Here is a 25,688-nt window from a genome sequence, read left to right on the forward strand (position 1 = left end):
CCGCACAGGGCGGCAGCTATGCTGTGCCGCCCCGTTGCCCCGGCCTGCATGCCCGTGTCGGATTCCACCTCCCGCCTCCACGGATTGCTCTTCGGCGCCGCCGGCGCGGTGCTGTTCTCGGCCAAGGCGATCCTCGCCAAGTTCCAGTACGCCTACGGCCCGGACTCACTCGACGTGCTCAGCCTGCGCATGCTGTTCGCGCTGCCATTGTTCGTCGTCTACGGCGTGCTGGCCGCGCGACGCCTGCCGCCGGTCCGGCTCAGCCGCCGGCAGTGGGCGGTGCTCTGGCTGATCGGCCTGCTCGGCTACTACCTGTCCTCGTTGCTGGACTTCTGGGGCCTGGAGTACGTGCCGGTGTCGCTGGAGCGGCTGATACTGTTCCTCTCGCCGACCTTCGTCCTGCTGATCGGTGCCCTGTGGTTCGGCCGCCGGGTCAGCGCCGCGCAGTGGCTGGCGCTTGCCATCGGCTATGCCGGCCTGCTGCTGGTGCTGCGCGAGAACCTGCGCATCGAGGGCGAGCACGTGCTGTTCGGCAGCGCCCTGATTCTCGGTGCCGCGCTCAGCTACGCGCTGTATCTGGTGTTCTCCGGTGAGCTGATCGAGAGGCTGGGCACCGCCCGGCTGGTGCTGGCGGCGATGACCATCTCCACCCTGGCCGTGCTGGCCCACTACCTGCTGCTGCGCGACTGGTCCGACCTGTGGCGCTGGCCGGCCGAGGTCTACCTCTGGGCCGCGGCCAACGCGCTGTTCTGCACCTTCCTGCCGGTCACCTTCACCATGGCCGCAGTGCGCCGGATGGGCTCGGGCATGGCCTCGCAGCTCTCGATCATCGGCCCGGTGTCGCTGCTCTTCCTTGGCTGGTGGCTGCTCGACGAGGTGATCACCGCACTGCAGCTGCTGGGCACCGGCGTCGTACTGGTCGCCGTGCTGCTGCTGGGTCGCGAGACGGCAAGGCGCGGTCCGGCGACGCGCAAGGATGCCCCGGCGACCACTCCCGAGCCCCCACGCCCCTGAGCCGGGCGCGATCGCCCGTGCGCCGCCCGGGAGGGCCTGCCGGCGCTTGCCCCCGGCAGGGCGGCTGACCCGGACTGCGAGACCGCTGCCGAGCCGGCCTTCGCGCTGGCGAGGAATGCGGTACGGTCGTGCTGGTCCGCCGTAGCGGGAGGAGAACGAGGATGCGCACGCTTGCCTGGGTTGCCGCAACGCTCCTGCTGGGCCTGGTCGCGGTAACCGCCTTCGCTCTCTGGCGGCTGGACGGCGAGGCACTGAGGCCCGAACTGGAGACGCGCCTTGGCGAGCAGCTGGGCCGCGCGGTGCAGATCCGCGCGCTGACGCTGCAGAAGATCCCGCTGCGGCTGAAGGCGCACGGGCTACGCATCGCCGATGACCCCGGCAGCGGGCCTGAGCCCTTCCTCATCGCGGAATCATTGCGGGTCGATGTCGACCTCTGGGCGCTGCTGCGGGATCGGCGGCTGCATCTGCAGGGCGTGCGGCTCGAGCAGCCGAGACTGAGGCTGGTCGAGATGGCCCCGGGCGTCTGGAACGGCACCTCGCTGGGCCGGCGCAGCGACGAGGCCGCAGAAGCCGCCGCGGAGGGTGTCGAGGCCGGCCCTGCGCTGCGCCTTGGCCTGCTGGAGCTCGTCGATGGCGAGGCCCGGGTCGAAGCGCGAGGCGAGCCGCCTCGTACCTACGCTGCGATCGAACTGCAGGTCCGCGAGGTCGGCGCCAGCACCGGCTCGCCGTTCCGTCTCTCGATGCGACTTCCCGGCGGCGGAAACCTGCGCGCTGAGGGCCGCGCCGGACCCCGCCGCGGGCAGTTCCAGCAGATGCCGTTCCAGGCGCTTATCGACCTGGAGGGCGCGGACCTCGCCGGGGCCGTCCCGACCGGCGACCCATCGCTGCAGGGCAGACTCGATGCGGCCATCGACGTATCGGGCGAAAACGGGCAACTGCGGGCGCAGGGCACGGCGACCAGCTACGGGCTTCGGCTGCTCGGCACGGAAGAGGTCGGCGATGGCGCACTGAACTGGGCCTTCGAGCTGGGCCTGGATCTGCCTCGCCACCTTGCCCGGGTGGACCGCATGCAGCTGCTGCTGGGCGACGCCCGGCTCGACCTGTCGGGCTCGCTGGGCGAGCTGGACGACACCCCCCGGGCGGCGCTTGCCCTTCGCGGCGCGGCCCTGCCGGTGGACGGGCTGCAGGCCCTGCTGCCCGCGCTGGGCGTGGCCCTGCCGGAACGCTCGCGACTGGTCGGCGGCGAGATGGATATCGATCTGCGACTCGAAGGGCCGCTCGATGCGCTGCGCATCGCCGGGCCGCTGGCCCTGCGCAATGCGACCCTGGAAGGATTCTCACTGGGCGGTTCGCTGGCCGGTGTCTCCCTGCTGGCCGGCGTGCCGCTGCCGGCCGAGACGCGGATTCGCGAGGCCGGGCTGAGCCTGCGCGGCGATCCGCGGGTGACCCGCCTCGACGACTTTCGAGCCGAGCTGATCGGGCTGGGCACGCTGCAGGGTGAGGGCGAGATCGCGCGCAGCGGCCAGCTCGACCTGCGCGCCCGCCTGGACCTCGAGGCGCCGCTCGCGGACGCCGTCGCCGCCCAGGCCCGCTCCGGGGGCAGGCTGGGCCGTGCGGGCGCGGCGCTGGCCCGCAGCGGGCTGTCCCTGCGCGTCGACGGTGATCTCGATGCCCCGCGCTTCCGCCTCGACGGCAGGGGTCTGGCCCGGGACCTGCTGCCCGCCCTGCTGGGCGGTGAGCGGCGCGGGGAAGACGAGGAGGAGTCGAAGCCCGACCCTGCCCGCGCCCTGCTCGATGCGCTGCGCGGCAACCGCGACTGAGCGACGTCGACGGATTGCCCGTCAGCCGCCAGCGGGCATAATCGTGGCTGACCCACCCCATGACATGAGGCCTTTTCGATCCGGCGGGACGTCCGCTCCGCGATCGCCGCCATGAACGACATTCCCCTAAGCCTGCTGTTCTCCGCCCTCTTCGTGCTGCTCTGCTGCTCAGCGTTCTTCTCGAGCTCGGAGACCGCGCTGATGGCCCTCAACCGCTACCGGCTGCTGCACCTGGCCCGCGAGGGCGACCGTGGCGCGCAGCTGGCCACCAAGCTGCTGCAGACACCCGACCGGCTGATCGGCCTGATCCTGCTCGGCAACAACTTCGTCAACATCCTTGCCTCGGCAATCGCCACCGTGGCCTTCGTCCGCATGGTCGGCGAAAGCGGCGTGCTGGTGGCGACCGGGGTAATGACGGTCGTCGTGCTGATCTTCGCCGAGGTGGCACCGAAGACCCTGGCCGCCTTCAATCCCGAGCGCATCGCCCTGCCGGCCTCCTACGTGCTGTGGCCGATGCTGCGCGCGCTCTATCCGCTGGTCAGGCTGATCAACGTGCTGGCCGCCGGCGTGCTGCGCCTGGTCGGCCATCGTGGCGGCCAGAAGGCCGAGGACGCGCTCAGCCCCGAAGAGCTGCGCACCCTGCTCGAGGAGGGCGGTCAGCTGCTGCCCGAGCGGCATCGGCACATGCTGCTCAACATCCTGTCCCTCGAAGAGGCCAGGGTCGAGGACATCATGGTGCCGCGCACCGAAATCCGCAGCATCGACCTCGATCAGGACACCGAGAGCCTGCGTCGGGAACTGGCCGAGTTTCCCTACGGCCGGGCGGTGGTGCATCGCGACGGCATCGACAACGTGCTCGGCATCCTCAACCTGCGCAGCCTGCTCTCCCTGCATGCCCTGCACGAGCTGGACGCCAAGGCGGTGGAAGCGCGCCTGCGCAAGCCCTATTTCGTCCCGGAGGGCACCCGCCTGCCGCAGCAACTGCTGGAATTTCAGCGCCAGCAGCGGCGCTCGGGCCTGGTGGTCGACGAGTACGGCGACATCGTCGGCCTGATCACCCTCGCCGATATCCTCGAGGAGATCGTCGGCGAGTTCACCAGCGCGCCCAAGCACACCGTGCGCCGGGTCGAGAAGCTGGCCGGCGGCGCCGTGCTGGTCGACGGCCGCATTCCGGTGCACAGCCTCAACCGGCGCCTGGGCTGGGAGCTGCCCACCGATTCGGCGAACACGCTGAGCGGGCTGATCATCGAGCAGATGGAAAGCCTTCCGAACATCGGCCAGGAGGCCGTGGTCCAGGGCCTGCGCATGCGTTTCGAACAGGTCGAGGACAACGTCATCACCCTGGTCCGCATCGAACCCGCCGCCCCGCAGCCGGGCTTGTAGGGCGCGGCGCCTCGAAGCCGCGGCCGCGGGCAAGGCGTGGATGGGGCGAGCCGGGAGTCCGTTTCGGGCGCGAAGCAGACGTACCGCAAACCCCGAATGTAGGAGCCAGCTCGCTGGCGATCGTCCGGTCCGGGGCGCCTATCGCCAGCAAGCTGGCTCCTACACGCAACGGTGCTGCAAGGTCCGGTTTGCGCCGCAAAGCAGCCCTTGCCGCAGTCAGATTGTGGGAGCGCCCTTGGGCGCGACCGCGGCGCTACGGATTCACCGCAGACCGTGGCCAGAGCGGATCTCCGCGGTCGCGGCCATGTCCGCTCCCGCAGTCGGGCTGCGTTGGGCGTCGGCGAGATCCATAGGGTGTGCCTTGGCGCACCGATGCGGGCGTTCGGACGGTACGCCCGGTGCGGCCAGCCGCACCCTATGAATGTCTTCTTCGCGCCCGATGCGGTCCAGCTGCGCAGGCCGCATCGGCGCGGCCGCTTTCGCGTCGCGTGGAACGGTTTTCCGGTGGTGGAAAAAAGTAACCCCGCCGGTGAGGGGGCACCGGCGGGGTCGGGGGGTTGGGACTCGGTAGGGGAGGACCGGTCCCAGAGATCCACTCGTTGGGGGGAGGAGTGAATCCGCGGACAGCGTTGCACCGTCCGCAGCTATAGATTACCGATCAAAGCTGAAAGTTCAGTGATCCACATCGTAAATAAACCGATAAGTTCAGGAATGATTCATCGCTCCGGCACCGGCCCCCTGCCGAAAGTCATGCATCGGGCTGGAACCCGCGCCAGCATTGGCTTTCAGGCCATAAGGAGCGGCCCGAAACCGGGCCGCTGAAGCGCTGCGGCGACCGCTTGTCGCGCCGGATTGATGCCTTGAAGCGAAGTCCTGCATGCATTCCAAGGGATTTTCCCTAGACCACTCTTCGTTTCACCGCAAGGCCCGAAACCCGAGCCGCCCGTGCGGCGCGTCCATTTCTGCAACCACCCGGCGCCGAAACGGAACCGCTCAGCCACCGACGGCGATTGTCTGGAGCAGGGATCCGGGCAGCCTGTCGACGAGCGTCGCGGCCCATTGGCGACAGGCGGCGGCGTTCGGGTGGAAACCGTCTGCAGCGAACTGGCCAGGCGCCGGAACGAGCGGCATCGGCAGGTGCAGTACGCCGGCCCGGGACTGGGCCAGCGCGGCGAGCAGGCCGTCGAGCTGGCGGGCGCGCAGGCCCAGCAGCTGGCGCAGCGGGCTGGGCAGCACGGGAAAGCTCTGCAGCGGCGGCAGCCCGGCCAGCATGATCGGAACCCGCGGATTCGCTGCGCGCAGGGCGTCGAGCGCTGCGTCGAGGTCTTCGGCCACGCGCGCGCGCCGCCGCAACCCGGTGGCATCGTTGACGCCGATCGAGATCAGGATCAGGTCGGCGGCGCCGAGATCCGTGCCGTGTTCTCCGATCTGTCGGCGCAGATGCCGGCTGGTGGCGCCGTTGCGGCCGCCGGTACACCAGTGCACCTCGCGCTCGAGACGGGCCGACAGCACAGCCGCCAGCTGCGCCGGCAGGGCCTCGTCCAGACGCTGCAGGCCGACCCCGACGGTGATCGAGTCACCCAGGGCGAGCAGGTGCAGGGGCGGTCCGTTGCCGGCGCGACCGCGCACCGCGCCGGTTGCCGGCGGTGCGCGATAGGCGGTGCGCCGCAGCCACAGGCCCTGCGCGGCGATCAGCGGCAGGGCCGGCCAGAACAGCAGGGAGCGCGCGTCGAAGGCGGGACGCGCTGCCCCCGGTCCGACGCGGGTCTCAGGCCGCGAGCCCATAGCTGCGCAGGAGGGCCGTGGCATCCGGCTCGCGCCCGCGGAAGGCGACGAAACTCTCCAGCGCCGGACGTGAACCGCCCACGGCGAGGATCTCGCGCCGGTAGCGGGCGCCGGTCTCGGCGTCGAACAGGCCGGCCTCCTCGAAGGCGGCGAAGGCATCGGCGCTCAGTACTTCGGCCCAGAGGTAGCTGTAGTAGCCCGCCGCATAGCCGCCGGAGAACACGTGGGTGAAGCTGTTCGGAAAGCGGTGCCAGGCGGGCGGCCTGATCACCGAGACCTCGTCGCGCACTTCATCGAGCAGGGCCAGCGTGCGCGCCCCGCGGGTCGGGTCGAACTCCAGGTGCAGGCGGAAATCGAACAGGGCGAACTCGAGCTGGCGGACCAGGAACAGGCCGGCGTGGAAGTGGCGCGCGGCCAGCATCTTCTCGAACAGCGCCTGCGGCAGCGGCTCGCCACTATCGACGTGGCGGGCGAACAGGTCGAGGGTCTCGCGCTGCCAGCAGAAATTCTCCATGAACTGGCTGGGCAGCTCGACCGCGTCCCACTCCACGCCGCTGATGCCGGCCACGCTCGGCCAGTCGACCTCGGTCAGCATGTGGTGCAGGCCGTGGCCGAACTCGTGGAACATCGTGACCACGTCGTCGTGGGTCAGCAGGGCCGGCCGGCCGTCGACCGGCGGCGGGAAGTTGCAGGTGAGGTAGGCCACCGGCGGCTGCAGTGCCTGGTCGGCGAAGCGCGACCGGCAGACGTCCATCCAGGCCCCGCCGCGCTTGCCGGCGCGGGCGTAGTGGTCGACGTAGAAGCCGGCACGCACGCCGCCGTCGGCGTCGACGACGTCGTAGAAGGCGACGTCGGGATGCCAGGTGTCGACCCCCTCGCGCTGACGGAACGACACGTTCAGCACGCGGCCGGTGATGGCGAACATGCCTTCGATGACGGCGGGCAGCGGGAAGTAGGGTTTGAGGTCCTCCTCGCTGAAGTCGAAGCGGCGCTGGCGCAGCTTCTCGCTGGCGTAGCCGACATCCCAGGGTTGCAGATCGTCGATGCCGAGCTCTTCGCGGGCGAACTCGCGGAGCGCCTGCAGCTCGCGTTCGGCCACCGGCCTGGCGCGGGCGGCGAGGTCGCGCAGGAAGCCCAGCACCTTGTCCGGTGACTTGGCCATCTTGTCGTCCAGCGACAGCTCGGCCGCGTTGGCGAAGCCGAGCAGGCGAGCGGCCTCGTGGCGCAGGGCCATGATCTTCTCGATGCGCCCGGCGTTGTCGAAACGGCCGGCCTGCGGGCCCTGGTCGGAAGCGCGGGTGTTGTAGGCGGTGTACACCTCGCGGCGCAGGTCGCGGTCGTCGGCGTAGTTGAGCACCGCCTGCACCGCCGGCCCCTTCAGCGTCGCCATATGGCCCTCGGCGTCATGCTGCCTGGCCATGCCGCGAAGCAGGGCGCGGGCCGAATCGGGCAGGCCGGCCAGCTCGACCTCGCTGAGCGGCCGGGTCCAGGCGTCGGTGGCATCCAGCACCGCCTCCTCAAAGCCGGTGGCCAGCTGCGAGAGCTCGCTCTGGATCGCCTTGAAGCGCTCCCGCTCCGCGCCTTCCAGCGCCACGCCGGAGAGCACGAAGCTGCGCAGGCTGTCCTTGACCAGGGTCTGCCGCGCCGGATCGAGGTCGGCGAACCCGGCCCCGTCGTGGACCTGCTTGACCGCCTCGTAGAGCCCGCGATGCTGGCCGAGGTCGGTGTGGAAGTCGGTGAGCAGGGCATCGGCCTCGGCATAGGCCTCGCGCAGCGCGGGTGAGTCCTTGACGCCGTGCAGGTGGGACACCGGCGACCAGCTGCGGCTGACCGCCTCCTCAAGCCGCTCCAGCGGCGCCATCAGGGCGTCGAAGTCGCGCGCCGCGGGGTCGGCGACCAGGGCCTCGACGCCGGCCTCGACCGCAGCGATGCGCTCACGGATCGCCGGCACGACGTGCTCGGGCAGGATGGAGGAGAAGGCCGGCAGCGGATCGTCGGCCAGCAGCGGATTGTCGGTATCGCGGGAGGGTGCGTTCATCTCCCCCACGTTAGTCCCGGTGCGCCGAAAAGCAAGGGCGCGGCTACACTGGATGCCCAGGCTGGCGTCGCCGCAGGAGGGCTGGATGCAGGCAGCTTCAAGGTGTTCGGCAGGGCGCCGCCGGTGACCGGGCGGGCCGAGGTCATCCGGCGGCGCGTACTTGCCGCGCTCGAAGACCAACCCCTGTTCGACGGGATGAGCAGCAGCGCACTGTCGGCCCTGGCCGACCAGGTCGAGTGGTTCGCGCTCGGCGGCGGCCGCCTGCTGTTCGACCAGGACGAGGACTCCGACGGCATGTACCTGCTGGTGCACGGCCGGCTCAGCGCCAGCCGGCGGCAGGCCGACGGCAGCCTGCGCACCCTCGGCACCATCGCCGCCGGCGAGACCGTGGGCGAAACCGGCCTGCTCGCCGGGGAGCCGCGCAATGCCAGGGTGGTGGCGCTGCGCGACTGCGAGCTGCTGTTCCTGCCGCGACTGGGCTTCGAACAGCTCGCCCGGGTCCATCCCGAGGCCATGCTGAGGCTGGTCCAGCTGGCCCTGAAGCGCAGCTACGGCCGACGCAGCCAGGAGGAATACCTGGCCTGCTTTGCCCTGCTGCCGGCGCATGCCGGGCTCGACCTTTCCGAGTGCGCCCGCGACTTCATCGCCGCCCTCGACGGCAGCGAACAGACCGAGCTGATCGATGCCGACAAGGCGCTGGAGAAGCCGCCCGGCTGGTTCGCCGAGCGCGAGGCGGCGATGCGCCACCTGGTCTATCTCGGCAACGAGGACGAGGACTGGCGGAGCCGCTGCGTACGGCAGAGCGACTGCGTGCTGCTCATCGCCGACGCCAGCCGCCCGGCCCAGCTCTGCACGCCCCTACCGGTGCCGACCCGCGGCCCGGCGGTGCCGGTGCATCTGGTCCTGGTCAATCCACGCGGCCCTTCGCCCGGCAGCACCGCCCCCTGGCTGGAGCGCCTGCCGCAGGGCCGTGCACACCACCACATCCGCGGCCCGCGCGACATCGCCCGACTCGTGCGCCGGTTGACCCGCGGCGCCGTGGGCCTGGTGCTCTCCGGCGGCGGGGCGCGCGGCTTCGCCCACCTCGGCACGATCCGCGCCCTGCGCGAGCACGGCTGGACCTTCGACTACGTAGGCGGCACAAGCATCGGGGCGATCATCGGCGCCGGGGTCGCCTGCGACTGGGACGACGCCACCCTGCGCGAGGTCTATCACCGCGCCTTCGTCGCCTCCAATCCGCTGGCCGACTGGACCCTGCCGCTGGTCTCGCTGCGTTCGGGGCGCAGCGTGGTGCGGCGCCTGCGCGAGGCCTTCGGCAACCTCGACATCGAGGACCTGCCGATACCCTTCTTCTGCGTTTCCAGCGACCTCACCGAGGGCGCCCTGCAGGTCCATGAGACCGAAACCCTGTGGCGCGCCCTGCGCGCCTCCTGCGCCATCCCGGGGGTGCTTCCGCCGCTGTTCCGCCACGGTCGCGTCCTGGTCGACGGCGGCGTCATCGACAACCTGCCGGTCAGCGAGATGCGCCGGCGGATCTTCGGCCCGATCATCGCCAGCGACGTCGGCGGCGAGTACCGCCTGCCCACCGACATCGACGAGGACCATCTCCCCGGCTGGTGGGAGCTGCTGCCCGAACTGTTCGGCCGACGCCGGCGGCCGCGCATCGGTCAGATCCTGCTGCGCTCGGGCATGGTCAACTCGGCGCTCGGCACCCAGCGCGCGCGCAAGCTCAGCCGCCTGTTGCTGACCCCGTCGCTCGAGGGCATCGACCTGCTCGACTGGGACTGTTTCGAGCGCGCTGAAACGGCCGGTTATGAGTACGCCTGCGAGCGCCTGCGCGGGATGGACCCACCCGCGCTGTAATTGCAACTGAATTTAGCCACCCCGGCTTGGCCTGCGTTCACATTGGATGGGCAAGATCGGTGTCCTGAGCCGCGTGATGCCCGCGCGGCTGCTCCCCATCGCCGTCGACCGCACCGGGAACGATCCAGCCCGGGCGCGGTCGCAGGCTTTCCAGGGCCGGTTTCCCCGGGCCCGAAGAGGAACCGAGCATGTCGCAACCGATCCGCGTTTTGCTGCCGATGCTCATTGTCCTCGGCGCCCTCGTCGCCCTGGTCGTGGCGCTCGGCCAACCCCTTCTGGACGCCTTCCTCGCCACGCCCTGGTTCAATGGGCTGATCCTTGCGGTGTTCGCCCTCGGCATCGCCGTCAACCTGCGCGGGGTGCTCCGCCTGCAGGGCGAGGTCCGCTGGATCGAGGCCTTCCGCCGGGCCAACCCGGAACGGCCGCCGACCACCCAGCCGGTGCTGCTCTCGCCGATGGCCAAGCTGCTCTCGCACAGCGAGCGCAAGCCGCAGTCGCTGTCGACGGCGTCGATGCGCTCGCTGCTCGACAGCATCTACCTGCGCCTCGAGGAACAGCGCGACCTGTCGCGCTACCTGATCGGCCTGCTGATCTTCCTCGGCCTGCTCGGCACCTTCTGGGGTCTATTGCTGACCATTGCCTCGGTGGCCGAGATCATCGCCGGGCTGTCCGCCGGTAGCGACGCCCTGGCCATGTTCGACGCACTGAAGACCCGCCTTCGCGAGCCGCTGGCCGGCATGGCGACCAGCTTCTCGACCTCGCTGTTCGGCCTCGCCGGCTCGCTGGTGCTGGGCCTGCTCGACCTGTTCGCCGGGCGCGCTTCGAACCGTTTCTATTCCGAGCTGGAGGACTGGCTGTCCGGCATGACCCGGCTGTCTTCCGGCAGCAGCTTCGGCGGCGATGGCGACACCTCGGTACCGGCCTACGTGCAGGCCCTGCTGGAGCAGACCGCCGACGGCCTCGAACGCATGCAACGAGCCATCGTCGAGAACGACCGCGAACGCCGCTCGAACAACGAGCAGCTGGCCGAGCTGAACAGCCAGCTTGCGCGCCTGGCTGAGTCGCAGACCGAGCTGCGCGCCACCCTGCGCACCCTCGCCCAGCAGGAAGGCGGCATGAGCGAGGACCTGCGCAGCGAACTGCGCCTGCTGTCGCGGACGATTGCCAATTCGTTGAAGCGTGATTCGTGATTTGTGACTCAAGGAAGCTCGCAAGGATCCAGCGCTGTGCAGCTCGGCGCTCGCTCGGGAGGCGCCGATGATCGCTTTTGACCAATCGCCAATCACCAATCACCAATCACGGCCCTGCACATGAGCACCCTGGCTGCCCGCCGCCGCCGGCCGGTCGACTTCTGGCCGGGTTTCGTCGATGCGCTGAGCTCGCTGCTCATGGTGCTGGTCTTCCTGCTGCTGGTGTTCACCATCGGCCAGTTCGTGCTCAGCGATGCGTTGAGCGGGCGCGACAAGGCGCTGGCGCGGCTGAACGCCGAACTGGCCCAGCTGGCCGAAGTGCTGTCGATGGAGCGCGAGGCCAAGGCCGGGGCGCTGCGCCAGGTCGAGGAGCTGTCGGCCTCGCTGGCCAGCGCGTCGTCGGAGCGGGACGCGCTGCGCCTGCGCCTGGACGAGACCTCGGCAGCGCTGACCCAGACCCAGGCCCAGCTGGAATCGAGCCAGGGCGAGGTGGCCCGGCTGGTGGCCGACATCGCCGCGCTCAGCGAGCTCAAGCAGCAGCTGGAGGCCGAGATCGCCTCGCGCCTGGCCGACCTCGAGCAGACCCGCGAGAAGCTGACCGTGCAGACCGAGCTGTCGGCGAAGTCTGCGGCACAGGTCGAGCTGCTCAACCGGCAGATGGCGGCGCTGCGCCAGCAGCTGGACGAGATCAGCGCCGCGCTCGAGCTGCAGCGCGCGGCCTCCAAGGCCAAGGACCAGCAGATCGAGGATCTGGGCCGGCAGCTCAACCTGGCACTGGCCGACAAGGTCAACGAACTGGCCCGCTACCGCTCGAACTTCTTCGGCAAGCTGCGCGAGATCCTCGGCAACCGCGACGACATCGTGGTGGTCGGCGACCGCTTCGTGGTTCCATCCGAGCTGCTCTTCCCCTCCGGTTCGGACGAGCTGGGACCGGAAGGCCGCCGCCAACTCGACCGTATCGCGCAAACCCTGCGTGAAGTGACCGCGGAGATCCCCTCGAGCATCGACTGGGTACTGCGCATCGATGGCCACACCGACCGCCGGCCGATCAATACGCCGCGTTTCCCCAGCAACTGGGAACTTTCCTCCGCTCGGGCGATCGCAATCGTCAAGCATCTGGTCACCGCCGGCATCCCGCCCAAGCATCTGGCCGCCAATGGATTCGGCCAGTTCCAGCCGCTGGACCCGGGCGACAGCGAGGCTGCGCTGGCGCGCAACCGGCGCATCGAGATCCAGCTCACCAATCGTTGATCGCATCCACGGACCGGACCGGGCACGGAGCCTTAAACCATGAGCCTCTTCGCAAGCTGCGCACTCGGCCTGACGATCCTGGTGGTCGCCCTGAACCTCAACTACTCGGCCCTGTCCCTGCTGGTCCAGCGACTGCGCGAGGGCCGCTGGCCGATGGCTCTGCCGCTCGGCATCCCGGCACTGGGCTCGATCAGCGCACTGGCCGCATCCCTCGGCCTGCCCGCGGGGCATCCGGCGCAGGGCGCGCTGGTCCTGCTGTTCCTGATCGACACCGGCGGCCCGCTGGCCTGGCTGGTGTCCCGGATCCTGCGCCGACGGCGCGAGGGCGCCCGCCGCCTGCAGCCGGCCCTGCAGCGCCACCCGTCGGTCTGAGCCCGCCACGCCCCGTGGGTGGGGGGTCAGGGAACGGATTAATATGAACGCAATCTGAACCCGTTAGACTGCGCGGCGCAGGGCCGGCGGTCCCTGCCGCGGCGCCCGCCCGGGCCCGCGCCCACACCACGCATCGGGGATCCTCCATGTTCCAGCGGGCTGCCGGCTTCGGCCAGGCGTTGACGCTGGCGGCGCTTGCCTGCGCCGCCATGCCGGTTCACGCCGACGTCTTCATCAACGAGTTCCACTACGACAACGTCAACACCGACAGCAACGAGGCGGTCGAGGTCATCGGCCCGGCCGGCACCTCGCTGGCCGGCTGGACGGTCGTGCTCTACAACGGCGGCGACGGCCGCCGCTACGCCACGCTGAACCTGTCCGGCACCCTGCCCAGCCAGTGCGGCGGACACGGCACCGCCGTGGTCCAGGCGCCGGGCATGCAGAACGGCGCCCCAGACGGCCTGGCCCTGGTCAATGCCAGCGGGACGGTCGTGCAGTTCCTCAGCTACGAGGGCCAGTTCACCGCCACCGACGGACCGGCGAAGGGCCTTGCCAGCCAGAACATCGGGGTCAGCGAGAGCAGCAGCACGCCGGTCGGCCATTCGCTGCGCCTGACCGGCAGCGGCAGCAGCGCCGCCAGCTTCACCTGGCAGGCGCCTGCGGCCAGCAGCTTCGGCGCCTGCAACCCGGGCCAGACGCTGAGCGGCGGTGGCGGCGGTGGTGGTGGCGGAACGACCGCGCTGACCCGCGGCGTCGCCGTCGGCCCCCTGGCCGCCAGCACCGGTCAGTCGCTGGCCTACACCATCGAAGTGCCGGCCGGGGCGACCAACCTGCAGGTCTCCAGCAGCGGGGGGAGCGGCGACGCCGACCTCTATCTGCGCTACGGCAGCGCACCCACCACCAGCAGCTACGACTGCCGGCCCTACCTCTCGGGCAACAACGAGACCTGCACGGTGGCCAGCCCGCAGGCCGGCACCTGGCACATCATGCTGCGCGCCTACAACAGCTTCAGCGGGGCCAGCCTGCTGGCCGACTACACGCCGGCCAGCGGCGGGGGCGGCGGTGGCGGAGTCCCCAGCGGCTACTACGCCGGCGTCACCGCGACCAGCGCCAGCGCCCTGCGCAGCAGCCTGCATCCGGTGATCGACGACCACACCAAGATCCCCTACACCGCCAGCACCACCGACAGCTGGGACGTGCTCGAGTTCGCCGATGAGGATCCGCTGGATACCGGCCGCATCCTCGACATCTACAAGAACGTCTCCTACGCCAAGGCCGGCGGCGGCAACAACTTCTACAACCGCGAGCACACCTGGCCGAAGTCGCTGGGCTTTCCGACCGACGGGCCCACCAACTATCCGTACACCGATCTGCACATGCTCATGCTCAGCGAGATCAACTACAACGCCTCGCGCGGGAATCTGCCGTTCGGCAACTGCACGGCCAGCTGCACCGAATACCCCACCCAGGCCTACGCCGGCGCCGGCGGCGGCAGCGGCAGCTTCCCCGGCAACTCGAACTGGAGCAACGGCTCGATCTGGCAGGTCTGGCGCAAGCTCAAGGGCAATGTCGCCCGCGCCATGTTCTACATGGACCTGCGCTACGAGGGCGGAACCCACGGCGCCAGCGGAGCGGCCGAACCCGACCTGCGCCTGACCGACAACCTGTCCCTGGTCACCACCTCGAGCGGCAATGCCACCGTCGCCTACATGGGCAGCCTGTCGGTGCTGCTGCAGTGGCACGCCGAAGACCCGGTCGACGCCGCCGAGCGCCTGCGCAACGACGCCATCTACAGCTACCAGGGTAACCGCAACCCCTTTGTCGACCACCCCGAGTGGGTGGCCTGCATCTACCAGGGCGTCTGCAACTAGGCCCCCGGCGCCGCCGCCCAGCCTCGGCGGCGCCTTCCCGGGCGCTCTCGGTAAGCCGACAGGGTGCGCCCTGGACGCACCGGGCAGCCCGTGCGCACGGCGTCGGTGCGAGAGCGCGAACACTTGGCGCAAGGCTAGAGATTCATAGGGTGCGGCTGGCCGCACCGGGCGTACCGACCGAACGCCCGTATCGGTGCGCCGAGGCACACCCTATGTGGCTTCGCTGACGCCCAACGAAACCCGACTGTAGGAGCGCACATGGGCGCGACCGCGGCGTGACGTGTTCTCCACAGACCGCGGCCAGAGCGAACCTCCGCGGTCGCGCCCAAGGACGCTCCCACAATTTGACTGCGGCGGGGTCTGCTTTGCGGCGCAAACCGGACCTGGCAACGCCCTTTCGTGTAGGAGCCAGCTTGCTGGCGATCATCCCGTCCGGGGTGCCTATCGCCAGCAAGCTGGCTACATTCGGGATTTGCGGTACGTCTGCTTTGCGCCCGTCGTTCGCCTCGGCGAGGAGCCGCAAGCGTTCATGCGGTACGCCCGGTGCGGCCAGCCGCACCCTATGGGGTTTGACGCGGCGCAGGGCTGCTCCGCGCGCGCAACACATCATTCCACCGGGAATGACGGGCTCAGCCCTCGCGCCGGCGCACCTTCAGGCTGCTGACCGGGAAACTGGCGATCTCGGCACCGGCGTGGCGTCGTGGCTGGCCGGCATCCGGGCCCCAGGCGTGGGCGTAGACCACCTCGTAGGTCGCCGGCAGGCGACCGGCCTCCCGGAACGCCTCGTAGGCGGCATATACAGCCTCCATGCGCTTGGGGCCGGTCAGGCCGCGGCGGCGCGTCTGGCTGGCGTTGCCGGCGCCGATGGTGCGCAGCTCCTGCATCAGCTCGCGCGGGTGCTGGTAGGTCAGGGTGAAGCGGTCGGTATCGAGCACCGGGTCGCGGAAGCCGGCGGCGAGGATCGCGTCGCCGATCTGCTGCACGTGGGCGAAGCGGCTGACGTGGGCCTGCCCGGGATCGGCCACGGCGAAGGCCTCGCGCAGCTCCTCCAGGGTGCCCTGGGCGAAGGTGCTGAACAGCAGCATGCCGTTCGGCCGCAGCACGCGGCGCAGCTCGGCCAGCAGCACCGGCAGGTCCTCCACCCACTGGAAGCAGAGGTTTGAGAACAGCAGGTCGCAGCTGGCATCGGCGATCGGCAGCGCACGCACATCGGCGCAGACCCGGGCGAAGCGGCGCAGCAGGCGCTGCTCGCCGCGGGCCTGCTGCAGCATCGGCAGGGCAAGGTCCATGGCGACCACCTCGGCCTTGGGCCAGCGCTGCTTGAGCAGGCGCGAGGCGATGCCCGGCCCGCAGCCGAGGTCGAGAATCCTTGCCGGGGCGGCCTGCAGGTAGTCGAGCTGCTCCAGCAGCCGCGTGCGCACCTCGGCCTGCAGCACGGCGGTGGCGGCGTAGTCGGGCGCGGCGCGGGAGAAGGCGCGGCGGACCTGGCGGAGATCGAGCATCGGATTCATCGGGGCGCGGATTATGGACCAGCCGGCGCGAAGCTGCCGCAAGCCCGCCCCCGGGCCTCAGCGCCGGCGCGGCCGCCAGCGGCGCAGGCGCTGCCGGATCGAGGGCCGGCCCACCTGAGGCGCGGCGTCGGCGATCAGGTTCAGCGCAGCGCTGCCGAACTTCAGGCCGACCTGGGTGACGCGTTCGTCCTCCAACTCGCGGACCATCAGGATCGCCGTACCGACGGCGATCCGGTCGCCGACCTGCGGGGCGCCCTCGTAGCGCTCGGCGAACAGTTCGGCCGCGGTGCGTCCGGCGACCGACTCGGGCAACAGCATGCCGTAGTAGTCGGCGATGTCGCGCAGGACCACGCTGCCGTCGAAGGTGAAGCTGCCGAACAGTTCGCGCTCGGCCTCCAGACCCTCGCTGCGCTCGACGAACAGCCAGTCGAGCTTGGCCACGTGGCCGGGCGGCGCGAGCAGGTAGGCGTAGTCCTCGGCGCGCAGGGCGCCGGCCTGCTCCGGTGTCAGCACCTGACCGTCGCGCACCACCAGGGCGCCGCGCGCCCAGCTCGGCAGACCCACGCCACGCAGGGCCGCACAGTCGGGCGCGACGCGGTAGCCGACCATCTCGTAGTGGAGCTGGCCGGGCAGGTCCAGCTCGATCCGCCGGGTGGGCGCGTCGCGACGCGGCAGGGCGACGCCCAGGCGATGCGCCGCCGGCGCCAGGGTCCAGCCCTGGATCAGCAGGGACGCGAGCACGACGACGAAGGCGACGTTGAAGTAGAGGTCGGCATTGGGCAGGCCGACCAGCTTGGGCACCGAGGCCAGGAACACGCCGACCGCGCCGCGCAGACCCACCCAGCTGATGAAGGCCGCCTCGTTGCGCCGGAAGCCGAACGGCGCCAGGCACAGCACGGTGGCGACCGGCCGGGCGACCAGCATCAGGAACAGCGCGATGCCCAGCGCCGGCACCAGCACCACCAGAAGTTTGCTCGGCGTCACCAGCAGGCCGAGCACCAGGAACATCATGCCCTGTGCCAGCCAGGTGGCGGCGTCCTGAACGCTGAGCACGTTGGCATAGGCACGTACCGGGCGGTTGGCCACCACCAGCCCGGCCAGGTACACGGCGAGGAAGCCGCTGCCCCCGGCGACGCTGGTCACGCCGAACACGCTGACCGCGCCGGCCACGGTCAGCACCGGATGCAGGCCGGAGGGCAGCTCGAAACGGTTCAGTGCCCAGGCGATGGTGCGCCCGCCGAGCACGCCACCCAGGGTGCCGACCAGCACCGCCTGCAGCAGCTGAACCAGCAGTTGCGTGGCGGTGACCGCGTTGTCGCTGGCGATCAGCGCGGTCAGCATCAGGGTGAGGAATACCGCCGCGGGATCGTTGCTGCCCGACTCGATCTCCAGCGTGCTGCCGACCCGGCGGTGCAGGTGCAGTCCGTTCGAGCGCAGCAGGAAGAACACCGCCGCGGCGTCGGTGCTGGCGATGATCGAGCCAAGCAGCAGGGCTTGCAGCGGTTCGAGGCCGAGCAGCGGGATCGCGGCCAGCGCCACCAGGCCCGCGGTCAGCAACACGCCGAGCGTGGCCAGCATGGCTGCCGGCCCGAGTGCGCCGGCCATACGCGCCGCCTGGGTGCGCAGGCCGCCATCGAACAGGATGATCGCCAGCGCCAGCGAGCCGAGCACGTAGGTGAGCTGGAAGTCGTCGAAGGCAAGCCCGCCCGGTCCGTCCTCGCCCAGCAGCATGCCGATGGCCAGGAACACCAGCAGCAGCGGTGCACCGAAGCGGGTGGCCAGCAGGCTGGAGGCGATACCGGCCAGCACCAGCAGGGCGCCGGACAACAGGATCCAGTTGGCAGCGGCGATGGCTTCCATCGGGAAATCCTAGCCGAGCGGTCGCGGCCGTTCCTGAGCCACCTGTTCAGCCAGGCAAGGCGAAACGACGCAGCGAGATGGCTTCGGCCAGGTGCGCGCGGACGACCTGTGATTCCCCTGCCAGATCGGCGATGGTCCGGGCCACCCGCAGCAGTCTTTGCGCCACCCGCGCCGAGAGCTGCAGCCGATCAATGGCGCGATCCAGCAGCGCCTGGGTCTCCGCGTCGAGCGGGGCGGCCGAGGCCAGGGCGCCGGCGCCGAGCCGGGCGTTGAGCGCCCCGCGGACGTCCTGACGCGCGCGCGCAGCAGCGACCCGGCGGGCGACCGTTGCGCTGTCCTCGGGCGGGACCGGGCCGGGCCGCAGCTCGGCCGCCGACAGGCGCGGGACCTCGACGATGAGATCGATCCGATCGAGCAGCGGGCCGGAAATCCGCCCACGGTAGCGGGCGACCAGCTCGGCGCTGCAGTGGCAGCGACCGGACGGATCGCCGGCCCAGCCGCAGGGACAGGGATTCATCGCCGCGACGAGCTGGAAGCGGGCCGGGAACTCGGCCTGCTGGGCGGCGCGGGAAATGGTGATCTGCCCGGACTCCAGCGGCTCGCGCAGCACCTCCAGCACGCGGCGGTCCCACTCGGTCAACTCGTCGAGGAAGAGCACGCCATGGTGAGCAAGGCTGATCTCACCGGGCCGCGGCGGCGAACCACCCCCGACCAGGGCGATACCGCTGGCGGTGTGATGCGGATGACGGAAGGCCGGCTCGCGCCAGCGGCCCGGATCCAGGCGCTGCTGGCCAAGACTGCGCACCGCGGCGGCCTCCAGTGCCGAGGCCTCGTCCAGCGGCGGCAGCAGGCCGGTCAGCCGCGAGGCGAGCAGGGTCTTGCCGCTGCCGGGCGGACCGACGAGCAGCCTAATGTGGCTGAATAGTAAAGTATCCTTGCCTCGTCCTAGAGTAGGTGCCCCGATGAAGTCGCAACCTCGCCGCAAGCCCCTAACGAGCCACGACCGCACGATCTCTGCTCGCCAACGACCGCTGGCGTACACCTACATGCGAATGAGCACCCCAGACCAGCTCAAGGGCGACTCAGCACGTCGTCAGCTCGCTGAATCACAGGCGTACGTGGAAAAGAGGGGGTTGGAGCTAGTCGAGTCTATGGCTGACCTTGGCATCTCGGCATTCCGAGGACGCAACCGTGAGGAAGGTAGGCTGCGTTGGTTCTTGGAGAAGCTCGAAGAAGGCGAGATCGAAGCAGGTAGCTTCTTGGTTATCGAGTCCATGGACCGTCTCTCTCGTCAGAACGTGCCTGCGGTAGCCCAGCTGTTCTTCGACATCATCGATAAAGGAGTGACGATCGTCACTCTCGATGATCGTCAGGAGTACTCGAAGGAAAGCTTGGTCGTTCAGGGATATCAGCTGCACGTTGCACTCGGGGCGATGTCTCGCGCGCATGAAGAGTCACGGCGCAAGTCGCAGATGATCGCGGCCGTATGGGCTGAAAAGAAAAAGAAGGCGCGTGATATGACCGTTGCCACGCGGCGGATACCTGCTTGGCTTCGAGTAAACGATCAGGGCGCTATCGAGCCCATCCCAGAACGCGCTGCTCTCGTTCGAAGAGTATTCGAATTGTCAGCGGGGGGCTTTGGAAGCTACTCCATCGCTCGGCTTATCAATGAAGAACAGATCCCGACCTGGGGGCCGAAGAGGAAATCAGGTGCGCCCCCAGTGTGGCGCGAGTCGTACATCAAGAAGATCATCTTCGGTAGAACGGTGCTCGGCGAGTACCAACCTCACCTAATAAAGGATGGGCTTTACAGCCAACGAGATCGGGTGGCAGACGGCGAACCCATCAAAGGCTACTACCCCGCGATAGTTGACGAGGAGTTGTACGCGCGAGCCCATGTCGCCATTGCATCCAGGAGGAACAACGGTGCGGGGCGAAAGGGAAGGACTTACTCGAATCTGTTCACGGGCTTGCTTCGCTGCGGGCACTGCGGAGGAGGCTACCGCTACATCAATAAAGGCGAGGGGAGCAAAGGAGGTCAGTATCTTCACTGTTCGGTAGCGTCAGCGAAGGGGAAGTGTCACGCGCGAGCATTCCAGTATGGTTACTTCGAACAGGCGCTCCTGAATCTCTTCTTGGCGCTGGATGTAGATCGCGTCCTGCAGCGAACACCGCGAAATCAGAGGCTGCGCAAGTTGCGGAACAGGAGGGATGCCCTCGCCGAAGAAATAAGCAACCTCAAGCAATCCATAACCAATCTGCAATCCGTCATTGAACAGGCAGGTTCCGAGCTCGACTCAAGCTTTGTGTCTCGGGCTACTGCCCTCTCCCTCGAGGTTGCTACGAAGAATTCGGAGATGGAAGCTGTCCAGAAAGAGATTTCTTCCATGCAACGGGTAGACCCCGCAGAACATAGAAAACGCGTCAGCGAGTTGCTGGCCGAGATAGGCAAGGCTGCCCATCAAGAGCAGACAGAGGTGTACCGAAGAGCGTTGGCTGCTGAGCTTAGGCGTTCGATTCGTATCATTGTCATCAGCATGCCTACTCACGTCGCGCATGAGCTTCAATGTGACTATGCAGACTGGAAGAAGCGATTCGGCGTGAGGTCAACGGTGGGGCTTGAGCGGCTGATTCATCGCGTCGGCTATAGGGTGAAGATTCACCACAACGATGATCAAGTCGAAGAAGTTGACATGCTTACTGATGAATCGATTCGACTTAAGTGGTCCAGAAAATTCAAGGACCTTCGCATCATCAACGCTTTGCCAGAGTGAGCACTACATCGCTGATGACCTTGTTTAGGTCTACCAGCGCCTTGACGCGGTCATCGATTGTCTTTGCCTTAGTCATTTCTACTTGCTTTCGTTGAATGTCATTAGCCTTGGACTGAAGCTGCTGGTTCGTCAGTGGTGTCATGTCAGTACCCTTTCATTTGTGTTTCTTAAGGTAAAGCTCCGCTATCAAGGCCCCGCCGTCAGCAGGGCCCAGCTTTTGCGATCTCGGCAGGGGCAGGCCATCAGCGCTGAACCCGAGTCACTCCCAGCGGAGGTTCCCGAAATCGATGCAGTCGATGTAGTGGGGCTTGTCTCTTTCTTTCAGTATGTAGCCGATCCAGCCACGATCTCTCATGGGGACTACGCGGTTTTGTCGGGGGCTCGCCCAGTCAAGGCTGTACCAAGTGCTGGCAACCACTTCACACCACTGCTCCGTGGAGAACCCAGGTGGGGTCGGTAGGCATAGGTGATAGTGAATGTGCTTGTCGCATTGACCTTCACCGCCCTCTCGCACGGCTATGGCGAGCACTTTGCTCCGCGAATGACGACCAAACGCTTTTCGATCCAGTCGACGCAGAAGCTGTCGGATCGTGGATTCGGCAGTTGCGACCGTCAGCCATTGACGATGGGACTTGGTCCCGCCGTCACCAGCACCGATGAGGCTAGGTCGAAATGTTAGGGACGCGGAGACCGCAGGCCCATCGAACTCACCTAGCCAGCCATTCAGCGCCGCCTTAAGTGGTTGAAAATCATTGAATTTCATTGCTTACCTCCTCGCGACCTAGCTATTTAGGTGGCGCAGAGGTATAAAGGCTTAACGGTCATTTGGACCTTATAAGCCTTTACAAGCCCATGTCAGGTACTACCAAGTTCATTGCCTACTACCGCGTCTCGACTTCGGGACAGGGTGTCTCGGGGCTCGGTCTGGAGGCTCAGCGCTCTGCAGTCGAGAGGTACGTGAAGGGCCTCGGTGGCGAGATCCTCAAGGAGTTTCAGGAGGTTGAGTCGGGACGAGTGACCCAGCGGCCTCAGCTCGACATGGCACTTGCTGCCTGTCGGCGGGACAGAGCCGTACTCGTGATTGCGCGTCTCGATCGACTCGCGCGGAACCTATACCTCATCGCCTCCTTGATGGAGTCGCGTATCGAGTTTGTCGCGGCGGATATGCCGACTGCGAACAAGCTGACAATCCACCTACTAGCTGCCATGGCTGAGCATGAGCGGGAGAACATCGCTCGGAACACCAAGGCGGCGCTTAGGGCGGCAAAGCAGCGAGGCGTTGTACTTGGGAATCCCAGGCTCGATCAGGTAAGAGCCAAGGGGACGCGAGCAACAGTCAAGAACGCCGATGACTTTGCCGAGCGTTTCTTGCGCCTAGTCAATGAGCTTCAGCTTGTTGGCTTGCCCTACCAGAAGATTGCCGACGTCTTGAATGCGCGGGGCTACGAGACGCAGCGCAAGCGGTCTTGGACCGCTGCGGGCGTCAGAAATATCTGCATTCGACTGAGAGCAAACGGACTCATGCCCTAGTTCTTGCGTCCGCGCCGACGATCTCTGAGCTTTTGCCAGATGCCCCGAAGCGCTTGGACCTGTTTGGTAGTAAGCCCCAGACCATCGATCAACGTGATGCTATCGACCATGTCGAGGGCGACGTCAACCTTCTTCTCGCGTATGAGACGGTCGATCTCCAGCGGATCAAGCTGGTCTACACCGCTTACGGGCAAGGGTAGGCGCTCCATTTCGGAGGGCTCAAAGGTCATGACCCCACCGCCATAGCTTCGTCCCGTCACCTCGGAAGCAGCGAATGTGAGGGAGTTCACGAACGCCGTCGACAAAGAACGCGCGTTGTAACCGTCAACGAGCCGTCCTCTATGGAGCGTATCGGTGCAGATTGCGGTGGTTTCGTTTGCCACCATCCGCGGCGAGCTATCGGCCTGCCTCAAAAAGAAGACATCAGGTCGCCACACTGCTGGGACGACGTACCACTCTCGTCTGATTCGGCACTTGTAGCCTGCGTTCACACCCAATGCCTGTCCGTGTCGAACGTATCGCTGCACATTTCGGTGATGAGGGGCGGCAGGAGCGAACATGTATGCCTTGCGGCCCGACTTGACCCAGGCCTGGAAATCGGACTCCTCGAAAAGCGTCCCCTGAAGAGCGGCTGATCGACCTACCAGTGGGATGCACGACGACGATAGACCATGGTCAGCAACCTCCTCCTTTGACAGCATGAAGTAATCGTTGTTGCCCGTAACCACGCCCACATCGACGTCAATGAATTTGCTCATGATCGGAATGTCAGGACGTTCGCGTAGATCTCTCAGCAGTAGGATCTCGGACTTAGAGAGGAAGTATTTCGTCCATTTCTCGGAGGCGTGATCGATCGGCTTGGTAGCCTTCTTGGCCAGAGCCAGTAGGTCCATGCTGCCAAGCTCGGAAGCGTCCTCCACCTCATGTACGCGAACGCCGCGACTCTTGCCCGCTCCCCGCTCTGCAAGGACGAGAACAATCTCCTGCTGTATCTCAGGAAAAACCAGCTTCTTGAACGCAACAATGCTGATGCGATCGAAACTATCAGCGAGGAACTGCCTCACCTCGGAGGCATATCCCACCTGAAATAGTTCCGCAGGAACGACCATCGCTAGACGTCCGCGATCCGTTAGAAGCCCAGTGCACAACGCGACAAAAGGTAGCCAAGCGTTGGCCAGTCTGCTCGGGTTCAAGCTGAGCCGCCTCATGAGCGCGAAGGCTTGCTGCCGCTGGTCTTCAGGGAAATCTTGATACCTGATGAAGGGCGGATTGCCTACTACCGCGTCAAAAGCTGACCCCCTATCCAGCATCTTCTCTGCGTGATCGAAGAAGCTGCCTCCGCGCACGACATGAGCAACGTTGGTGCCAAGGTCCTTCGCGCGCCGTAAAGCCTTCTTGGCCTCGGACTCAGATAGCTCGATGGCGGTGACGTTGGCGGGAGCATCGAGCGCAGAAGCACGAGAAAGGACCTCCACGAGAATATTGCCATCGCCGCACGATGGTTCGAGTACGGACCTCGTGTCTTCAGAAATAGCCCATGCAGCCAGGAACTTCGAGATCGCAGGAGGCGTGTAGTACCCACCGCGAAGCTTGTTATCAGAGGGTTGCTGCTTCAATTCGTAGTCTCACTTTCGTCGGGGCGCGTGCTCTTGTCATGTGGAGGCAGTCCCTTGTACCGCTCCACGTAGCGAGCATGAATCGTTTCCATAAAGGTGCTTATGTGTAGATTGGACTTCGCATCCAAGTGGCTCGAATCCACTTCGCCTGTGTCTGGATCCCAGAACACTAGGGCTATGGCTTCGGCAAGATGACTAGGGTGGTCCGTGTCCCTGCGCGTTGCTAGGCGTTCGAGGGTTCGGACCATGTCGAACATTTGCTGATCCCGAATCGCGGGTTTCGGAATTGCCACGATGAATGCAACGATGCAGTACGGAAATCGTGTGTGAATCGTCGTGGCTTCTGTACCGAGATCATTGACCATGTTCTGCCAGTTCTTCGGAATGCTTTCCGCGTCATTCAAAGACTTGCTGTCGTAGACGATGCGCGGGCCATCGGGCCTATAGGCAACGTCGAAATTCTGCGGTCGCACTCCCCCGATGACGCGCGCTGGTCCTACCTCGATGCAGTTGTGATGCGGCGGTAGAAGCTCATTGGTAGTCCATTCGATTTCTTCTTTCTTCGTAGTCTTGGAGCTCTTCGCCGCAACAGTTGCGCTTGTGCTTGGCGTTGCAGCCTTCTTGGCCGCGGCCGCCACCTTCTTGGCTGCACTAAGTTTGGCATGGTCCACGACGGGGATATCTCCGAGCATGTCAGCAAGAGAAGCTCCAACGGCGCGGTCAAAGTCGATTCCGAAATCCATGCCTTGCTTCTTGTTGAACGCACATGGGTACTTGTTCTCCTCGATCTCTGACTCGATGTCGCTTGAAATCGCAACCCCTTCAGCTCTGAGTTGGGCAATCGTGCGTGGCTCTACCTTCGATTTTTCTTTCTGCTTGGTGCCAACCCTCCACTTGATGCCCCAGCAGCGCAAAGCTTCCGTATCAAACTCCAACGCGGTTGCTTCTTCCTTCAGTGTCGACATTCTTCCGCTCCCCCAGGCTGGCTGAGAGGAACGGTAGCAACGCCACCATCGGGCGTCTAGAAAGATGCACCGCGCCTGTCGCGCGAGCCGAGACGGGCTCGGAGGAAGCAGGCGGGGCAGCAGACAGAAACGGGCGCTTGGCAGTTAATCAGCTATAACGGTAGCAGATGGTGCCCGCCGGCGGCGGCGATCTCCAGCGCGCGGCGGGCGATCGGCTGGCCGATCACCTCGGACAGGTCGGGACGCTGGCCAGCCATCCGGTCGTCATTGGCGGCGACGAAGGCGGCGAGCCGGTCCTCACCGCGCAGATGGGCGCAGACCTGCAGGAGGGTCTCGGCCGGCAGCACGTCGACCGCGCCGGCCAGGCCCGCCTCCTCCGCGTTGGCCCGCGGCAGCACCACGCCGCGCCCTGCCCGGCCGGCGCCAAGGGCCGCGGTCAGCGCGCCGTGCACGCCGCGCAGCTCACCGGTCAGCGCCAGCTCGCCGATGAACTCGAGATCGGCCACGGCATCGGCCGGCACCTGGCCGCTGGCGACCAGGATGCCGAGCGCGATGGGCAGGTCGAAGCGGGCGCCGTCCTTGGGCAGGTCTGCCGGGGCGAGGTTCACCGTGATCCGCCGCTGCGGCATCTCGAACTGGGCGCAGAGCAGGGCCGCGCGGACCCGGTCCTTGGACTCGCGGACCGCGGCCTCGGGCAGGCCGACGATCGACATGCCCGGCAAACCGCCGGAGAGATGCACCTCGACCTGCACCGGCGGCGCCTGCACGCCGCACTGGGCGCGACTATGGATGAGGGCGATGGCCATGGCCGGGGCGCGCGCCGCCGTGACCCGCCGGGCGGGTCG

General features: G+C 67.2%; 16 protein-coding genes and 2 pseudogenes. 10 read left to right on the forward strand and 8 right to left on the reverse strand.

Annotated elements, in window-relative coordinates:
• Window positions 1–54 precede the first annotated feature (54 nt).
• From M0G41_RS07440 to M0G41_RS07450, 3 genes are all read left to right on the forward strand, one after another.
• Complete coding sequence (locus M0G41_RS07440; protein ID WP_248207135.1) at window positions 55–1,014, forward strand: DMT family transporter; 960 nt, start codon at window positions 55–57, stop codon at window positions 1,012–1,014.
• A 161-nt stretch (window positions 1,015–1,175) separates the two neighbouring features.
• Window positions 1,176–2,834, forward strand: a complete 1,659-nt coding sequence (locus M0G41_RS07445) for an AsmA family protein (RefSeq protein WP_248207138.1) — start codon at window positions 1,176–1,178, stop codon at window positions 2,832–2,834.
• 111 nt (window positions 2,835–2,945) lie between these two features.
• A complete protein-coding gene (locus tag M0G41_RS07450) occupies window positions 2,946–4,217 on the forward strand; it encodes an HlyC/CorC family transporter (RefSeq protein WP_248207141.1) in 1,272 nt (423 codons plus the stop codon).
• 993 nt (window positions 4,218–5,210) lie between these two features.
• Here M0G41_RS07450 and M0G41_RS07455 read toward each other — a convergent pair.
• Together M0G41_RS07455 and M0G41_RS07460 are read right to left on the reverse strand one after the other, a co-directional pair.
• Window positions 5,211–6,002 carry an SGNH/GDSL hydrolase family protein gene (locus M0G41_RS07455; protein ID WP_248207144.1) on the reverse strand — a complete coding sequence of 264 codons (792 nt, stop codon included), beginning with the start codon at window positions 6,000–6,002 and terminating at the stop codon, window positions 5,211–5,213.
• Entirely contained in the window at window positions 5,986–8,040 is a 2,055-nt protein-coding gene (locus M0G41_RS07460; RefSeq protein WP_248207146.1) for a M3 family metallopeptidase, read from the reverse strand. Before M0G41_RS07460 ends, M0G41_RS07455 begins: the two co-directional genes overlap by 17 nt.
• Window positions 8,041–8,142: 102 nt before the next feature.
• Between M0G41_RS07460 and M0G41_RS07465 the strand changes: the two genes are divergently transcribed.
• The 5 genes from M0G41_RS07465 (at window position 8,143) to M0G41_RS07485 (ending at window position 14,587) form a co-directional block, all read left to right on the forward strand.
• Entirely contained in the window at window positions 8,143–9,903 is a 1,761-nt protein-coding gene (locus tag M0G41_RS07465; protein WP_248207148.1) for a patatin-like phospholipase family protein, read from the forward strand.
• A 188-nt stretch (window positions 9,904–10,091) separates the two neighbouring features.
• Window positions 10,092–11,093: a flagellar motor protein MotA gene (locus tag M0G41_RS07470; protein ID WP_248207150.1), complete on the forward strand. Its 1,002-nt coding sequence runs from the start codon at window positions 10,092–10,094 to the stop codon at window positions 11,091–11,093.
• Window positions 11,094–11,213: 120 nt separating this feature from the next.
• Entirely contained in the window at window positions 11,214–12,344 is a 1,131-nt protein-coding gene (locus M0G41_RS07475; protein ID WP_248207153.1) for a peptidoglycan -binding protein, read from the forward strand.
• A gap of 39 nt (window positions 12,345–12,383) precedes the next feature.
• Window positions 12,384–12,716, forward strand: a complete 333-nt coding sequence (locus M0G41_RS07480) for a hypothetical protein (protein ID WP_248207156.1) — start codon at window positions 12,384–12,386, stop codon at window positions 12,714–12,716.
• Window positions 12,717–12,862: 146 nt separating this feature from the next.
• A complete protein-coding gene (locus tag M0G41_RS07485; protein ID WP_248207158.1) occupies window positions 12,863–14,587 on the forward strand; it encodes an endonuclease in 1,725 nt (574 codons plus the stop codon).
• Window positions 14,588–15,216: 629 nt separating this feature from the next.
• Here M0G41_RS07485 and bioC read toward each other — a convergent pair.
• From bioC to M0G41_RS07500, 3 genes and pseudogenes are all read right to left on the reverse strand, one after another.
• Window positions 15,217–16,098 (reverse strand): malonyl-ACP O-methyltransferase BioC, encoded by an 882-nt coding sequence (bioC, locus tag M0G41_RS07490; protein WP_248207160.1) that lies wholly within the window; start codon window positions 16,096–16,098, stop codon window positions 15,217–15,219.
• Between the two features lie 57 nt (window positions 16,099–16,155).
• On the reverse strand, window positions 16,156–17,958 hold the full coding sequence (locus M0G41_RS07495) for a potassium/proton antiporter (protein ID WP_248207163.1): 1,803 nt from the start codon (window positions 17,956–17,958) through the stop codon (window positions 16,156–16,158).
• Between the two features lie 46 nt (window positions 17,959–18,004).
• Window positions 18,005–18,874, reverse strand: a pseudogene (locus M0G41_RS07500) (YifB family Mg chelatase-like AAA ATPase); the annotation flags it as partial.
• 130 nt (window positions 18,875–19,004) lie between these two features.
• On the opposite strand from M0G41_RS07500, the gene M0G41_RS07505 reads away from it, so the two are divergent.
• Together M0G41_RS07505 and M0G41_RS07510 are read left to right on the forward strand one after the other, a co-directional pair.
• Window positions 19,005–20,732, forward strand: a complete 1,728-nt coding sequence (locus tag M0G41_RS07505; protein ID WP_282452791.1) for a recombinase family protein — start codon at window positions 19,005–19,007, stop codon at window positions 20,730–20,732.
• Window positions 20,733–21,584: 852 nt separating this feature from the next.
• Complete coding sequence (locus tag M0G41_RS07510) at window positions 21,585–22,262, forward strand: recombinase family protein (RefSeq protein WP_248207167.1); 678 nt, start codon at window positions 21,585–21,587, stop codon at window positions 22,260–22,262.
• Here the strand turns inward: M0G41_RS07510 and M0G41_RS07515 are convergent.
• The 3 genes and pseudogenes from M0G41_RS07515 to M0G41_RS07525 all read right to left on the reverse strand — a co-directional run.
• Window positions 22,259–23,878 carry an N-6 DNA methylase gene (locus M0G41_RS07515; protein ID WP_248207170.1) on the reverse strand — a complete coding sequence of 540 codons (1,620 nt, stop codon included), beginning with the start codon at window positions 23,876–23,878 and terminating at the stop codon, window positions 22,259–22,261. The two genes, M0G41_RS07510 and M0G41_RS07515, sit on opposite strands and share 4 nt — an antisense overlap.
• Window positions 23,875–24,843, reverse strand: a complete 969-nt coding sequence (locus tag M0G41_RS07520) for a hypothetical protein (RefSeq protein WP_248207172.1) — start codon at window positions 24,841–24,843, stop codon at window positions 23,875–23,877. Before M0G41_RS07520 ends, M0G41_RS07515 begins: the two co-directional genes overlap by 4 nt.
• Before the next feature lie 161 nt (window positions 24,844–25,004).
• A pseudogene (locus M0G41_RS07525) lies at window positions 25,005–25,649 on the reverse strand (magnesium chelatase domain-containing protein); the annotation flags it as partial.
• Window positions 25,650–25,688 lie beyond the last annotated feature (39 nt).

It is taken from the genome of Pseudomarimonas salicorniae (genome assembly GCF_023156535.1).
Lineage (GTDB): Bacteria > Pseudomonadota > Gammaproteobacteria > Xanthomonadales > Xanthomonadaceae > Pseudomarimonas > Pseudomarimonas salicorniae.